Below are 14,003 nucleotides of genomic sequence, written 5' to 3'. Positions count from 1 at the left end.
GTCGCTGTTCAATTCATTTAAAGGTAGCAGCCAATAGGGTGGTGCTGAATGTCTAGTGCTGAGAACCCTGGGTGATGGGCTGGTGTTGAGGAATTAGCGAGGAAGCTAATGCAAAAAATCGAGGAGATTTATTGGCTGCGTGCTTACGGGTGTGTTGCTGTATTTCTATTTCATTGGTTGGATCACTTGAACCAGCGAGTCGATAATATAGTCACCGACTTGATGCGACTTCCCCTTGTGCTGGGCACGCCCATCTTTTTGTTTATTTCGGTATTTGTGTTTGCTGTTCGTTACGATAAGCAAGTCCCACCTGGTTTTCTTCTTCAGCGCGTTAAATATGTCATGTTGCCTTATTTGGTATACGGCTTTATTTATTCGACAGCGGAGTGGATACGATTAGCGGATAGCAATAACGCTGTTGGTTTTTTGAACAATGCCAAAGAGTATTTTATTTATGCGGGATGGCATGGCTATTTTTTGATTATTGCCATGCAGTTTTACGCGGCGTATTGGTGCTATACCCGGTTTCGGTTATGGCGCTTTAATCCTGTGCCGTGGCTGTGGGGCGGGTGCTTAGTCAGCATGGGATATTGGGGGCTAGCGTATTGGCTGGATATTGAGCCGCCTGGGTATCTCCTATGGATCGCACCGCTGGGTTGGGTCTATCTATTTTTTCTGGCATTGGTGTTAGTCCGCTATTATCCGTTGGCTCCTCAAGCAGATCAGTGTGTGCGCCCTAAATGGATGAAATCGTTATCAAAGCCCTATTGGTTACTTGGATTTGTAGCGTTGATCGTGGCCCTCACGTTTAATGGAGGATTAGCCTTTTCTTCAAAAGAGGTGTGGGTAATCCCTTTCTTTGTACTGTTTACCCTTTGGTTAATGGGGTTCTTAAAAGGTCGTAAAGCACCAGCTTGGGTGCGTTATATCAATGTATATTCGTTTGGTATTTACCTGGCCCACCCGATGTTTTTTGCATTAACCGATGCCGTCGTGGGGCCTTTCACCTTACCGCTTATGGCCTATGCCGCACTGTTGATATTAGTCGGTGTGCTTGGCTCTATTGTGTTGAACACTATTGCTAATACCACCACTACAGGCGCTATGTTATTTGGCAAACGTTTGAATGTTTAATGCAACCGCTTATGCATTAAGGTGGTTATGTGTCTGTTGGCGAAGTGGGTGGTAATCGGTAAGGATTAGCGGCCATTAACGATGAGTCGTGATCGAGTCGTGAAGCCTCTAAGCTGAACGTTTGTAAACGTGTGGGGCAGGCGTAAAGGCGTTGCAGTAAATCGGCCAGCGCCGGTTCTTCTAATTCAGGGTCTAGTCCTCCTAGACGTTCCAACCAAGCACGCCTGATGGCTAGGTAAGGCGGAGTAGCGATACCTGCTCCTAAGAAGCGCTGTAGTAACCGCTCGGAGATACTCGGTGGTTGGTAATCGATCAAAACAGCATCCAGCAGGCAGGTATCCAGTTGCGGATAAAGTAAGCACCACAGATTGGCCTCTAGTGCTTGTTGGTGCATGGCAATTAGCAACCAGTCAGCTTGGCTGAGAGAGGCAGCTTGATTGATTCTGGCGCCTAATGACTGGGATGGCGAAATAAGGAAGTGAACGCGGTAGCGCTGTTCAATACAGGGTATGCGTGGATCATTGGTGGAACTTGTTACGATGATGGGTAGCAGGTGGTCTGCTAAGCCTGTTTGGCGAATAGCTCGCAAGTGACGCGGTAGAAGGGCACTTGTGACTAACGCATCTAGAATAAAACAGACCGTGCTCATGTCGATGGTTTCCTGCTTTACGCCGCTTTTTGTAACCCAATGGTTATTTTTGTAATTTATTGTAGGTGTTGGTTTGTTTTATTAGCAAGCCTAAGTTTTCTATACCCAGTTAGGAATTAATTAGTTGGTTGGCGCTCCATTTTGGTGCTTCTGGTTTTTTATTGGGCTTTATTGGTGCGTTTTTACAAGCTATGGCGTTATTTTGAGCTGGTGAGGATAAAAAGAAAGAAGGTATGCTACATTAAGAAGCATTAAATTTAATATTTTAGTACTTATTAAACAATGATTTGCCATTTTTTTATGCCATATTGGTGCAAGGTTGGCATGCTCTGTGCTTTATATTTGTTAGCGGCTAGCGGGTCGTAGGCAGATGCCTCGCGGCGTGCTACAACGATAGCCGGATTGTTGAATAACTCTTTTATCGGTAGCTTACTGTCACAAGCTTTAAGCCACGTTCATACCGGAGGACACTATGTCAGCCAAGACTCTCGCGCTAATCGAAGAACATGATGTTAAATGGGTAGACCTGCGTTTCACCGACACGCGCGGTAAAGAGCAGCACGTCACCGTTCCGGCACGGGACGTGAACGAAGAGTTTTTTGAAAACGGTCAAATGTTTGACGGTTCTTCTATTGAAGGCTGGAAAGGCATTAACGAATCCGACATGATTCTGCGTCCAGAAGATGGTACCGCTTTCCTTGACCCCTTCACTGAAGACGCTACCCTAATTTTGCGTTGCGATATTATCGAGCCTGCCACTATGCAGGGTTATGATCGCGACCCGCGTTCTATTGCCAAGCGCGCAGAAGCCTACCTGCAGTCCACCGGTCTGGGCGATACCGCCTTCTTTGGCCCAGAGCCTGAGTTCTTCATTTTTGACGAAGTACATTGGAAGTCTGACATTCAGGGTTCTATGTACAAAATTACGTCCGACGAAGGTGCCTGGGCGACCAGTAACCAAGTGGAAGGCGGCAACTTGGGTCACCGTCCGCGGGTTAAAGGCGGCTACTTCCCGGTTCCCCCGGTCGACAGTTTCCACGATATTCGTGGTGCGATGTGTAACACCCTGGAAGCGATTGGCCAGACCGTAGAAGTTCACCACCACGAAGTTGCTAACGCAGGTCAGAACGAAATCGGCGTTAAATTCAACACGTTGGTGAAGAAGGCTGACGAAGTTCAGGAAATGAAGTACGTGATCCACAACGTGGCCCACGCTTACGGTAAGACCGCTACGTTTATGCCGAAGCCACTCGTTGGCGATAACGGCTCTGGTATGCACGTACACCAGTCGTTCTGGAAAGATGGCCAAAACCAGTTCGCGGGTGACGAATACGCGGGTCTTTCTGAAATGGCGCTTTACTACATTGGTGGTGTTATCAAGCACGCCCGTGCACTAAACGCTTTCACCAACGCATCGACTAACTCGTACAAGCGTTTGGTACCCGGTTTCGAAGCACCGGTTATGCTGGCTTACAGTGCTCGTAACCGTTCCGCCTCTATTCGTATTCCTTACACTGCTAGCCCGAAAGGTAAGCGTGTAGAGACTCGTTTCCCTGATCCGACGGCTAACCCTTACCTGGCGTTCTCTGCCTTGTTGATGGCAGGTATCGACGGTATTAAAAACAAGATTCATCCTGGCGATGCCATGGATAAAAACTTGTATGACCTGCCGCCGGAAGAAGGCAAGTCTGTACCAACCGTTGCCAACAGCCTGGACCAAGCGTTGGAAGCACTCGATGCAGACCGCGCGTTCTTGACCGAAGGTGGCGTGTTCACCGACGAGATGATTGATGCTTACATTGAACTCAAAATGGAAGAAGTGGAGCGCATTCGCATGACCACTCACCCCATCGAGTTTGATATGTACTACAGCTGCTAATAACGGCTGCTAACATCACCTTTGCGGTGTGATTAGCCTGAAAACCCCGCCTCGGCGGGGTTTTTTTATGGTAGCAAACTGAGAAGGTGTGCCAGTAATGACAAGGAGTTTACGTTTGCAACATAAAATGTGCTTATCCACAGGGGCTACGCTACTGCTGTGCTTGTGGGTAAGCGCTGCGCAGTCACAAACGGTGTACCGCGTGGTGGATGAACAAGGCAAAGTGACCTTTACCGATAACCCGGAACGCGGTGGCGAAGTGCTAACGCTGGCGCCTTTGCCTGGTGTTTCCACGTCCCTGCCTCCCGTTGCGGCTTCATCCCGTCGACAGGGATATCCTGGTCAGCCGTTTATGCCCTATGACCGTTTTGCGATTGAGCTACCCCAGGCAGAGGCGTCGCTTCAGAACGACCATACCGCGGTAGTTGTGGATGTTGTTCCACCGCTTCGCGAAGATCATCGAATTCAACTGCTGGTGAACGGTGAGATAAGTCAGTCGGCACTGCACAGTGATGCTTTCTGGCTTGCTGGTTTAGCCGCTGGCCAACATCAGCTACAGGCAGAGTTGCTAGACAGTGATGGGCGCGTTCAGCACCGCACTGATCCGGTGAGTATTTTTATTGTTGATTAACTATGCGCACTATAATGGTGCGTTGAGTGGTGCGATTATCGTAGGGTTTGCGCTATAACGACTCGCTACGCCACTGCCCCTTGCTCATTAGCCGTGCAAATGGCCATTTGTGCTTAATTGGCGCGCTTTTTGCAGTTTCTCTTTCATACGCTCGATAACACTATTTTTTACAGCGACGCTTCAGGATACGCCATGTACCAGCGCTTACTTGAACATCTCACCACCGCAGTCTTGCTGCTAGACGGTGAACTCCGCGTTCGCTGGATGAACCCAGCTGCAGAAGCGTTGTTAGCGGTGAGTTTTAGCCGTGTCCAGGGCATTAGTTTAGATACGCTGCTAGGGGGCGATGAGAGTATTGACGATGTCCTCGCCAAGGCGCGGGATGCCTTTCATCCCTATACCCAGCGAGAAGCACGCATTACGCCGCTGAACAGCGAGCCTTTAACGGTGGACTACACGGTGACCCCGCTTTCAGCCGATGAGCTGCTGTTAGAGGTAGAACCACGGGACCGGCTGATGCAGATCTCCCGCGAAGAAGCGCTGACCACTCGGCAAGAGACTATCAAAGTGCTGGCTCGAGGTTTGGCCCATGAAGTTAAAAATCCGCTAGGCGGGATTCGCGGTGCTGCTCAGTTGTTAGAACGTGACCTGGACGACCCGGCGCTGCGCGAATTTACCCATATTATTGTTGAAGAGGTCGACCGCCTGAGAGATTTGGTCGATTCCATGTTGGGTCCCAATCGCATCGTCAAACATGAGCCGGTCAATATTCATAAGGTGTTAGAGCGGGTGCGGGCACTGCTGATTGCCGAGCATCCGCATGTTGAGATTCGACGTGATTATGACCCGAGTTTGCCGGACCTTTCCGGCGATGAATCTCAAATGATCCAAGCCTTATTAAATGTGGCGCGCAATGCCGTGCAGGCCATGAGCGATGCAGGGACTCCCTCGCCGGAACTTACGCTTCGCACCCGCGCGCGCCGCCAATTTACGTTGGGTGCCGAACGTCATCGTTTAGTCAGTGAAGTAGGGGTGATTGATAACGGCCCTGGCATACCTGAAACGTTACGTGAAACGCTTTTCTATCCCATGGTTTCTGGGCGCGCTGAAGGTAGCGGCCTTGGGCTATCGATTGCTCAGTCGATTTTGCACCAACATCAAGGATTGATCGAATGCGACTCACGCCCTGGACATACCGAATTTCGTTTACTGATTCCATTGGTTATTAATTGCACCGGAGAAGCGTCATGACTGAGGCGACACAAACCGATGTTGCACGAGTGGTTATTGTCGATGATGACCGCGCCATCCGTTGGGTATTAGAGCGGGCTTTAGCGCAGCCAGACCTGGACGTTGAATGTATTGAACGTGCCGATACCGCGCTGGAGCGGTTGTTAGAAAATCCCCCCGATGTGCTTGTCACGGACATTCGCATGCCTGGCATTGATGGGCTTGATTTGATGTCTCGGGTACGTGATGCCCATCCAGATCTGCCTGTTATTGTGATGACTGCGCATTCAGATCTCGACAGCGCCGTGGCGTCTTATCAAGGGGGAGCATTTGAATACTTGCCTAAACCCTTTGATGTGGACGAAGCGCTGGCCCTGGTACGCCGTGCGGTAGCTCATGCCAGAGAGCGTCAGCGCCCAGTCAGCGTGCCGGAAGGGTTGAGTGCTGAGATCATTGGTGAAGCGCCGGCCATGCAGGAAGTGTTTCGCGCGATCGGAAGGCTTTCTCATTCCCACATCACGGTATTAATTAACGGCGAGTCTGGCACCGGTAAAGAGCGGGTGGCGCAGGCGTTGCACCAGCATAGCCCCCGGGCAGGTAAGCCGTTTATCGCGCTAAATATGGCAGCGATCCCCCGTGATCTGATTGAGTCCGAACTGTTTGGCCATGAGAAGGGGGCGTTTACCGGGGCGGCGCAGCAGCGCCAAGGTCGCTTTGAACAGGCTAACGGTGGGACGCTGTTTCTGGATGAAATTGGTGACATGCCCGCTGAGACCCAAACGCGTTTGCTGCGCGTGTTAGCCGACGGTGAATTTTATCGCGTGGGCGGACACACCCCCGTTAAGGTCGATGTGCGTATTATTGCCGCGACTCACCAGAACCTGGAGTCGTTAGTTGACGACGGCCGGTTTCGGGAAGACTTGTTCCACCGTTTAAACGTGATTCGTGTGCACTTGCCACGCCTTGCCGAGCGCCGCGAAGATATCCCACGCTTAACACGTCATTTTTTGGCAGAAGCAGCCAAAGAGTTATCGACAGACATTAAGGTGCTCACCCCCGATGCTGAAACGCACCTTACCCGCCTTCCTTGGCCTGGCAATGTACGCCAGTTAGAAAATATTTGCCGCTGGTTGACGGTAATGGCGTCTGGTCGTGAGATTCTGGTGGAGGACCTGCCTCCCGAGTTGCGCTCTGTCACTGCCTCTGACAGCAGCGCGCATGGCGATTGGCGTTCCGCGTTTAGGGATTGGGCGGATCATGCGCTTGCGGAAGGTCACACCCACTTATTAGAAGAAGCCGTGCCGGATTTTGAACGTATTCTAATTGAAACGGCGCTGAAGCATACCGGTGGCCGCAAAGGGGAAGCCGCTGAATTGCTTGGTTGGGGGCGTAATACCCTTACCCGTAAGCTAAAAACGCTACTGCCTGCGCTGGCAGATGATGCCTAACCGACCATTTTTCTAGCAAACACCCTGTTAGCAACCAATCTGCCAGCGGTTACTCCGCCGTTGGCAGTACAAAAACCGCATCTGCTAATTCAGGGTTGGGGGGGGCACAGGCTTCTGTTGACCAGGGCAGTAAACTGAAGGTGTGATCCACCCCCAGCCCACCTAGTTGATGTGGTACACCATCGTGGTAAATGACATGGCCTAGGCCCATTAAGCCAACGGCAAGTGCGCCTTCTGTGGCGGCATTCGCTAGCCCTTCGGCCATGGCGACATCCCAGCTAAGCTGAGCCTGTACAAATCGATTTAGCATGGCGGGGTCGTCGCCCATGGCATGCTGATCAAATACCTCCTTTAAACGCTTTTCATAGCGATCGCTGGGGGGCAACGGTGCAGGAATATGGTGGCGCTGTTCGGCAGGCACATTAGTGAACCCCTCACTAGACAAGCGCTGGCGGAGCTCAGGGGTAATGTTTAGCGCAATCAGAGGGATGTTGTGAAGGCGGGCAAAATGAAATATAGGGAGATAAAGATTGGCATCAAACCCCCAGGTTTCTTCCCAGTGGGACTGTGCTAGCAGTTCTTCTTCGGTCAATAAACCGGCCACCCAATCATCAAGAACATCTTGCACTCCTCTGGGCAACATTTCTAACCCAATGACCATATCATCACGCAATGCATGAAGCCCCGCCAGGGTGTGCAGCTGCCAACGGTGGTGGTCAGCTGCGTCATGCTGCTCGCCTAGAAGCACCACCTGATGCTGTGATGCCTGGGTTAAAATAGCACTGTTGGCAACGCTGTTTTGCGATTGCCACCATTGGCCAGGCGATGGGCAGCTGGCGTGTGCAGACAAAGGCAACCAGCTAAAAGCGACGGCAGCAATGACACGATGGCGCATGGGCGATTTATCCTAGCGTTCTTCTGCTTTTAGGCGATTAATCTCAGCTAAAATTGCTTCTGCTTCTTCCGTTAGTGTGGCGTTGGCTCGCATGTCACCATTGCGTGAAGCTTCCATGGCTGCTTGTAGCTTGCGTTCGTAATCTTGCTGTAGCTTTTTCTTGGGGTCGCGCTTAAATAAACCAAACATGAGCACTCTCCTTATGTGTGTACACCATTTGTATAGTTTTATTTGGCTCATGTCGACTATTTGTTGTAACGCGTTGTTAGTGAGAGGGCAGAGGTGAAGCACACTGGGCTAGGAAATGCTCGAAATCGGTAAGTATCGTTTCCAGGCTGTTATGAAGGCGATGGTCATCATCAAGCAGGCGTAACGACAGGCGTTGACTTTGGGCATGTTCAATAACAGGGCCAGATGGCACGACGTCATCTCTCCATCCATGAATAATATGCGTGTGGGCTGCCTGCAATGTGAGTGAGGTTTGTGGGTAGTTTGGCAGGCCAAGTGCCGGGGCTAGTAAAAAGCAGCCCAGCACGGGTTCGTGAGCACTTACTGCTGCACTTAACCATCCGCCAAGACTGGAGCCTGCCATCACGCAGTTAGCTAACGAATCGTTTCGATCGGCGATCACATTGAGCAAATATTGTAAGCGCTCCTGAGGCGCTGCTATGCCGCGGTAGTCTATGACCACGGCTTCACAGTCATGGCGCTGTTCAGCGACTCTTTTTAAAGCTTGTACTTTCAGGGCGTTAGGCCCGCTTTCCAAACCATGTGATAGATAGACGGTCATCATTGTCATCAGTTGCAACCCTTAACTACTTGCAGAGCGCTGAATAGCCTCGCCGCCGCGCTCAATGTCTTCGCCTGCACCGCGAATGGTATTACAGCCACTGATGCTCACTAGAGTCACTATTATTAATAAAAGGGTAGCCATTGTACGTTTCATCAAATGATTCCTCAGTAGGTGGGGCGTGCAATAAGCAGTGCTGTACGCTGCTATTTAAAATAATCGCTGAGTGCTATTGGTGCCACAGGTTTCCCTATGGATTGTGTCAACTGACAATGCGATTTTGTCGCATGTGTCAGTTTTAGCCATAAAATTGCGACATATCGAACCGTGACTGGCATGGTTTGTTTCCATATAAATAATTGTTAATAAAGTAATTTTTTCATATTTATGATTTTTGGCCTATTATCTGCAAAGTTATGAGTAGACAACTTATAAGTAACCTTAAATTTAAAAAATAAGCTATCGTTATTGCTATTTGTTATTACTACTTAAGCTCAAGTCTAGTCGCAATCAGTAAACAGCGTGAGCAGGCTGATAGGTAACTAAGGAAGGCATGGAGCCATATCAGCGAAAGGACATGAAAGGACAGTCAGCCTGCTCACCCTTATCAGTGTAAGGAAACGCTGATCATCACCGCCAGGGAGTGGTAATGATGCAAAACGACCATCTCGTGAAAGCGAGGTGGTTTTTTTGCGTTAATTAAAGGTTTTTAACATTTTGATTTTATTGAATATTAGGTGTTGTCTATTTTTTTGAGTAGCTTTTGTACCCAATAGGCAGGACATTTTGGTCTATCCTCATGTTTAAACCAAAATTCAGCGGTTAGAAAACGTCAACGCAGCAGCCGCAAACTTCCAGGGACAAGCGCTATGGCGATGGTATTGATGTTATGCATGTTTGTGCTGTTTCTAGGGTTTTCGGGGGTCGGCCTTTATATGATGTTTAAAACATCCTTTATGACCACATTAGAGGATCGTGACGATTTGCCTCCCGATATGTAAGTGAAGAAGAAACAACGATAATTAGACAATAATGTCAAAAACCACCTTCGCTCGCGTTGGTGGTTTTTTTATCCCATCCAATAAAGGCTGAGCAGCGCGAAGCCGTAGCCCATGGCAGCGCCAGCAATGACATCGCTGACATAGTGCAACCCAAGCCCTACCCGTGAAACAGCGATCAGTAAACTAAGCGGAATCACAATGGGAAGCAGCCAGGGGGTATGGGCGGCCACTAGCACGCTAAACATGACCGCATGCATAGTGTGGCCGCTGGGGAAACTGTATTTATCCCGAGCAGGCTCGCCACAGTGGACGCCGCCTAAGTAGGTGATGAACGGACGTTCACGACACATCCGCGTTTTTACCAATTTATAAATAGCGACTGCGAATAGTGCGATGGCGCTGTACTGCATGATGCGCCAAGCGCCGTTAGGTTGTAACCAGGGCTGTGCGGCGATTAATAGCACCCAGACAGGCCAGTCTCCTAGTTTACTGGCCGTTTGCAGCGTTAGCCGCCAGGGGCGATAAAGCGTTAAGTGTGTTACTCGCTGGCAAAGCTGCCATTCCAGTACATCAAGACGATCGAATACGACAAGCGGACGCGGACGCATGGTGGGTCTCCTGGGCGTTTTGTAAGTAGCGTAAAAACTGCTCTGCGATTCCCGACCAGCTTTGTTCTAACGCGCGTAGGCGGGCGATTCTTCCAAGGCGAGCGTAGTCTGCAGGGTGCTGGCATAACGCGACGGCAGCCTGCTGAAAGGCAAGCGGCTCGTCAGTTGGAACGGTGATGCCGTTATGCCCACTTTGAATTAGCTCAGCGCTGGCAGCATGGTGATAAGCCACGACTGCCAATCCGCTGGCCATGGCTTCGGTTACCACATTCCCCCAGGTTTCCGATTGAGAAGGGAAAATAAACATATCGGCACTGGCATAGTGACGTGCTAGTGCTTGTTTATTGATAAAGCCGGTGAAGTGGGCATCTGGCAACGCGTTTTGTAACTGAGCGCGGCCGGGGCCATCACCAACAATTACCTGAGCCATATCGGGGCGCACGTCGCTCATGGCCTGCAGCGTTTCTTGTAGCAATGCCAGGTTCTTTTCTGGTGCTAAGCGACCCACGTATAGGGCAACCGGTTGATGTTCGCTAACACCCCACTGCTTGCGTAGAGCATCGTCACGGTGGACGGGTGAAAATTTATCGCCATCGATACCTCGTGAGAGCACCTGTACATCGTGAATACCCTGACCGCGCAGTGCTTCGACCTGCTGTTGAGTAGGCACTAGGGTAAGGTCGCAACCGTTATGAAAGTAGCGTAAATAGCGCCGTGTGGCGGCAGCTAGCCAGGGGACTCCATAATTATGGCAGTAGTGGTCAAAGTTAGTATGCCAACCAGCCACCAGTGGAATATTTAATTGGTGTGCCGCCTGGCGAGCGACCCAGCCTAACGGGCCTTGGGTCGCCAAGTAAATTGAATCAGGCCGTTGCTGCTGCCAAAAGCGGCGTAATTTGGCGGGACTGGCAAGCCCAATCTGCACGTCGTTATAACCGGGTAACGCGAAGCGCCGTACCTGAAGTTCTTGAGACGGCTCTTGAGCTAACCCTTGAGTAACCTTGCTGGCGATACCAGGCACCTTAGGGATGGGACGAATAACATCCACGGTTACCCCCAACCGGGTGAGCTCACGACATAGCCTATTCAGGGTATGCGCGACACCGTTGATTTCTGGTGACCAGGTTTCGCTAACGATACAGAGCCGCATGAGCGATTCATCCCTTTATCTATCACGTTGTAGCCACTATGCGCAGCGACAGTGACACTGCCAAGACAGCCTAGTGAACAAGGGATGACAAGGGGGATGCCAAGTGTTTTAGCAGGTCAGTATGTTGGTCTGGCTACTTATTCTTAGCTTTCAGAAAAATAACTAAAAAATAAAACTTTAAGAAGAATGACACATAGAGCCTTTAAAGTGATCGATGACAAGGTAAGCATATCCTAAACAGTGCCTTCGCAATGCGCAGTTAAAGGTTAAATAAAAATACATTGATAATAAAATTCTTGTTTTTCTGAAGGAGTTATGATCAGAAAAAACGAATACATCTTGTCATTTAAAATCTATTGAAACTAGATCTACTGAAAATATAAGTGCTTATAAAAAGCGCTAACGACTTTATGGGATCAATCATGTTTAAAAAAACGACACTTGCTCTGGCGGTCAGTGGTTTATTAGGTGCTTCTGCAGCCCAAGCGGCAGTAGTGTATGACCAAGATGGTACAAAGCTAGATATCTATGGCCGCATCGCCATGGGGTTTGAAGGCGGCGGTGAAAAAGATGGCGTTGATAACGGTGAAGAGTTCCGTAATTTCGGTTCTCGTTTGCGCTTTACGGCAGGCCATCAAATCAACGCGGATCTGCGTGCGTTTGCTCGAGTAGAATGGCGCTTTACTGGGGATGAGCGCAGTCGTCCAGGCTTTGATGAAGTACGTAATAGCTACCTTGGCCTCGAAAGTAAGCAGTACGGTACGTTTATGGCCGGTAACTATAATAGTTACTACGATAACTACGTCATGACACCGTTCGATGTTTACATCGAGCGCGGTTATGAATTCGCCGGTGGTGGCCTACAGGCACGTGGTGACTCGATTGGCTATAAAACACCTGAAATCAATGGTTTTCAGGCGGTTTTCTCAGCGAAACACTTTTCTGAGCGTGGGCTTACTGAAGCACAGCAGTCTAGCGAAGGCAGTGTGATCGCTACACAGGGTGGCATCGTTTACGCGACTGGCCCTGTTCGCTTAGCGCTTGGTTACGTAGAAGACACCGCTCGTGGCGGTGGCAACGGTGAAACGCGTTTTGGCACTACAGCCACGTACGATATAAATGACGCTTTTTCTGCGCGCTTAGGGTATGAAACCCGTGGTGATAGCGATACGCGAGGAGGTGGTTTTGACACCGTGGGTCTGGGCGGTACTTTTGCCACTGGCGCTTGGACCTTCTATCTCGATTATTACAATATTGACCCAGATAATACTGATGATGATCGTGACGCTTGGGCCGCTGCGGCGCATTATGATATTTCTAACAATCTTGATGTGTTTGTCGAATTGAATGACGCGAATAAAGATGCTGTTAATGACTTCGAAGACGACCTGTATTACGCAATCGGTGCACGTTATCATTTTTAAATGATTCGATAGATTCCTTAGCATGTAATTAATTTATAAAGATCGTTTTGCCGATGCACTAAAAGTGCATCGGCTTTTTGCGTTACAATATTTATTATATTTGAAAATAACCTTAGGATACTCCTATGACATCGACTGTAGTAATCACTGGCGCTAACCGAGGCGTAGGGCTTGCACTAGCCGAGCAGTATCATCAGGCTGGCTGGCGGGTAATCGGTGTTTGCCGTGAATCGTCAGATGCGCTGCAGGCGGCGGCAGAGCGTGTTATTGAAGGCATTGATGTCACGCAGCCAGAAAGCGTCGCTGCGTTGGCCAACGCCTTGCAGGATGAAACGCTGGATGTGCTGATCAATAATGCGGGGCTTTTGCAGGATGAGTCCTTGGGCAGTCTTGATTTTGACAGCATTCGAACGCAGATGGAAATCAACGCCTATGCACCGCTAAGGGTCTGTGAAGCGCTGTTGCCGCGGCTGAAAAAGGGCAGCAAAATTGCCAATATCACCAGCCGCATGGGGTCCATTGCCGATAACGATTCTGGCGGGCGTTACGGCTACCGTGCGTCTAAAGCGGCGCTAAATGCGTTTGGAAAATCGTTGGCAATGGATCTTAAGCCGCAAGGTATTGCCGTGGCGCAGCTGCATCCAGGCTATGTCCAAACCCGTATGGTTAATTTTGGCGGCCATATTTCACCCCAAGAAGCCGCCGCTGGCATCATTGCACGCATCGAGGCGTTAACCCTCGAAAATAGCGGCAGCTTCTGGCACTCCAACGGTGAATTATTGCCCTGGTAACGCGTGGTTACTCTACGGGTTTTTTCGCCGCTGTCGCTTGGCGTTTTTTCTCACGGCGACGCTGCTTGGCTAATGCGTTGCCATTCGCCAGCTCGACTAGGTAGGTGATTTCTTCATCGCTCAGCGGCTTGCGCGTTTGATTCGCCATTATGGTCACCGTTTTGTTGGGCCTTTATGGCACGCTAACGATGAACCATGACACCTGTATGAACGTTGTCATGCATAGCAGAAGGGTAGCGTTAAGGCACGCCTACGGCCAGGTGGGCGGCAAGCGCTACCCACTTGGCCGCCCGCTATTTTTTGCCAGGGCTTATGTTTTCCAAGGCTGATGTTTTCAGGACTGATGTTTTTCAGGACTGATGTTTCAGCGCAA

15 protein-coding genes are annotated in these 14,003 nt (G+C 50.0%); 7 read left to right on the top strand and 8 right to left on the bottom strand.

Features of this window, described 5'->3' with window-relative positions:
- Positions 1 to 108: 108 nt before the first annotated feature.
- Entirely contained in the window at positions 109 to 1,134 is a 1,026-nt protein-coding gene (locus CR46_RS0114930; protein WP_030074177.1) for an acyltransferase family protein, read from the top strand.
- A gap of 25 nt (positions 1,135 to 1,159) precedes the next feature.
- On the opposite strand, the gene CR46_RS0114925 is transcribed toward CR46_RS0114930, so the two are convergent.
- Positions 1,160 to 1,783 carry a glycosyltransferase family A protein gene (locus CR46_RS0114925; RefSeq protein ID WP_030074176.1) on the bottom strand — a complete coding sequence of 208 codons (624 nt, stop codon included), beginning with the start codon at positions 1,781 to 1,783 and terminating at the stop codon, positions 1,160 to 1,162.
- 472 nt (positions 1,784 to 2,255) lie between these two features.
- Between CR46_RS0114925 and glnA the strand changes: the two genes are divergently transcribed.
- The 4 genes from glnA (at position 2,256) to glnG (ending at position 6,971) form a co-directional block, all read left to right on the top strand.
- Positions 2,256 to 3,662, top strand: a complete 1,407-nt coding sequence (glnA, locus tag CR46_RS0114920; RefSeq protein WP_030074175.1) for a glutamate--ammonia ligase — start codon at positions 2,256 to 2,258, stop codon at positions 3,660 to 3,662.
- A gap of 115 nt (positions 3,663 to 3,777) precedes the next feature.
- Positions 3,778 to 4,293, top strand: coding sequence for a DUF4124 domain-containing protein (locus CR46_RS0114915; RefSeq protein WP_332245097.1), 516 nt, complete (start codon positions 3,778 to 3,780; stop codon positions 4,291 to 4,293).
- Between the two features lie 192 nt (positions 4,294 to 4,485).
- Positions 4,486 to 5,544, top strand: coding sequence for a nitrogen regulation protein NR(II) (gene glnL / locus CR46_RS0114910; RefSeq protein WP_030074173.1), 1,059 nt, complete (start codon positions 4,486 to 4,488; stop codon positions 5,542 to 5,544).
- Complete coding sequence (glnG, locus tag CR46_RS0114905) at positions 5,541 to 6,971, top strand: nitrogen regulation protein NR(I) (RefSeq protein WP_030074172.1); 1,431 nt, start codon at positions 5,541 to 5,543, stop codon at positions 6,969 to 6,971. Before glnL ends, glnG begins: the two co-directional genes overlap by 4 nt.
- A 49-nt stretch (positions 6,972 to 7,020) precedes the next feature.
- Here glnG and CR46_RS0114900 read toward each other — a convergent pair whose 3' ends face one another.
- The 6 genes from CR46_RS0114900 to CR46_RS0114870 form a co-directional block, all read right to left on the bottom strand.
- The gene (locus tag CR46_RS0114900) at positions 7,021 to 7,866 is read right to left on the bottom strand and encodes a ChaN family lipoprotein (protein ID WP_030074171.1); all 846 of its coding nucleotides are present in this window, start codon (positions 7,864 to 7,866) and stop codon (positions 7,021 to 7,023) included.
- 12 nt (positions 7,867 to 7,878) lie between these two features.
- On the bottom strand, positions 7,879 to 8,055 hold the full coding sequence (locus CR46_RS18370; protein WP_156963082.1) for a DUF6435 family protein: 177 nt from the start codon (positions 8,053 to 8,055) through the stop codon (positions 7,879 to 7,881).
- 76 nt (positions 8,056 to 8,131) lie between these two features.
- Positions 8,132 to 8,659 (bottom strand): YqiA/YcfP family alpha/beta fold hydrolase, encoded by a 528-nt coding sequence (locus CR46_RS0114890; RefSeq protein WP_035536887.1) that lies wholly within the window; start codon positions 8,657 to 8,659, stop codon positions 8,132 to 8,134.
- An 18-nt stretch (positions 8,660 to 8,677) separates the two neighbouring features.
- Entirely contained in the window at positions 8,678 to 8,812 is a 135-nt protein-coding gene (locus CR46_RS0114885) for an entericidin A/B family lipoprotein (RefSeq protein ID WP_030074169.1), read from the bottom strand.
- 913 nt (positions 8,813 to 9,725) lie between these two features.
- Positions 9,726 to 10,265, bottom strand: a complete 540-nt coding sequence (locus CR46_RS0114875; protein ID WP_030074168.1) for a phosphatase PAP2 family protein — start codon at positions 10,263 to 10,265, stop codon at positions 9,726 to 9,728.
- Positions 10,228 to 11,415 (bottom strand): glycosyltransferase family 4 protein, encoded by a 1,188-nt coding sequence (locus CR46_RS0114870; RefSeq protein ID WP_030074167.1) that lies wholly within the window; start codon positions 11,413 to 11,415, stop codon positions 10,228 to 10,230. Before CR46_RS0114870 ends, CR46_RS0114875 begins: the two co-directional genes overlap by 38 nt.
- 422 nt (positions 11,416 to 11,837) lie before the next feature.
- On the opposite strand from CR46_RS0114870, the gene CR46_RS0114865 reads away from it, so the two are divergent.
- Together CR46_RS0114865 and CR46_RS0114860 are read left to right on the top strand one after the other, a co-directional pair.
- Positions 11,838 to 12,839, top strand: coding sequence for a porin (locus tag CR46_RS0114865; protein ID WP_030074166.1), 1,002 nt, complete (start codon positions 11,838 to 11,840; stop codon positions 12,837 to 12,839).
- 125 nt (positions 12,840 to 12,964) lie between these two features.
- Positions 12,965 to 13,630, top strand: coding sequence for an SDR family oxidoreductase (locus CR46_RS0114860; protein ID WP_030074165.1), 666 nt, complete (start codon positions 12,965 to 12,967; stop codon positions 13,628 to 13,630).
- A gap of 7 nt (positions 13,631 to 13,637) precedes the next feature.
- Here CR46_RS0114860 and CR46_RS18365 read toward each other — a convergent pair whose 3' ends face one another.
- Entirely contained in the window at positions 13,638 to 13,778 is a 141-nt protein-coding gene (locus CR46_RS18365; protein WP_156963081.1) for a hypothetical protein, read from the bottom strand.
- Between the last annotated feature and the right edge of the window lie 225 nt (positions 13,779 to 14,003).

The organism is Vreelandella neptunia, from assembly GCF_000712975.1.
GTDB lineage: Bacteria > Pseudomonadota > Gammaproteobacteria > Pseudomonadales > Halomonadaceae > Vreelandella > Vreelandella qaidamensis.
The sequence above is the reverse complement of the archived record's forward strand: the minus strand, read 5'-3'. Positions and strand labels throughout refer to the sequence as shown.

Bases quoted from the DNA above. Each gene is read 5' to 3' on its own strand.
- CR46_RS0114930 (WP_030074177.1), top strand. From the start codon at position 109: ATGCAAAAAATCGAGGAGATTTATTGGCTGCGTGCTTACGGGTGTGTT.
- CR46_RS0114925 (WP_030074176.1), bottom strand. From the start codon at position 1,783: ATGAGCACGGTCTGTTTTATTCTAGATGCGTTAGTCACAAGTGCCCTT.
- glnA (WP_030074175.1), top strand. From the start codon at position 2,256: ATGTCAGCCAAGACTCTCGCGCTAATCGAAGAACATGATGTTAAATGG.
- glnL (WP_030074173.1), top strand. From the start codon at position 4,486: ATGTACCAGCGCTTACTTGAACATCTCACCACCGCAGTCTTGCTGCTA.
- glnG (WP_030074172.1), top strand. From the start codon at position 5,541: ATGACTGAGGCGACACAAACCGATGTTGCACGAGTGGTTATTGTCGAT.
- CR46_RS0114900 (WP_030074171.1), bottom strand. From the start codon at position 7,866: ATGCGCCATCGTGTCATTGCTGCCGTCGCTTTTAGCTGGTTGCCTTTG.
- CR46_RS18370 (WP_156963082.1), bottom strand. From the start codon at position 8,055: ATGTTTGGTTTATTTAAGCGCGACCCCAAGAAAAAGCTACAGCAAGAT.
- CR46_RS0114890 (WP_035536887.1), bottom strand. From the start codon at position 8,659: ATGATGACCGTCTATCTATCACATGGTTTGGAAAGCGGGCCTAACGCC.
- CR46_RS0114885 (WP_030074169.1), bottom strand. From the start codon at position 8,812: ATGAAACGTACAATGGCTACCCTTTTATTAATAATAGTGACTCTAGTG.
- CR46_RS0114875 (WP_030074168.1), bottom strand. From the start codon at position 10,265: ATGCGTCCGCGTCCGCTTGTCGTATTCGATCGTCTTGATGTACTGGAA.
- CR46_RS0114870 (WP_030074167.1), bottom strand. From the start codon at position 11,415: ATGCGGCTCTGTATCGTTAGCGAAACCTGGTCACCAGAAATCAACGGT.
- CR46_RS0114865 (WP_030074166.1), top strand. From the start codon at position 11,838: ATGTTTAAAAAAACGACACTTGCTCTGGCGGTCAGTGGTTTATTAGGT.
- CR46_RS0114860 (WP_030074165.1), top strand. From the start codon at position 12,965: ATGACATCGACTGTAGTAATCACTGGCGCTAACCGAGGCGTAGGGCTT.
- CR46_RS18365 (WP_156963081.1), bottom strand. From the start codon at position 13,778: ATGGCGAATCAAACGCGCAAGCCGCTGAGCGATGAAGAAATCACCTAC.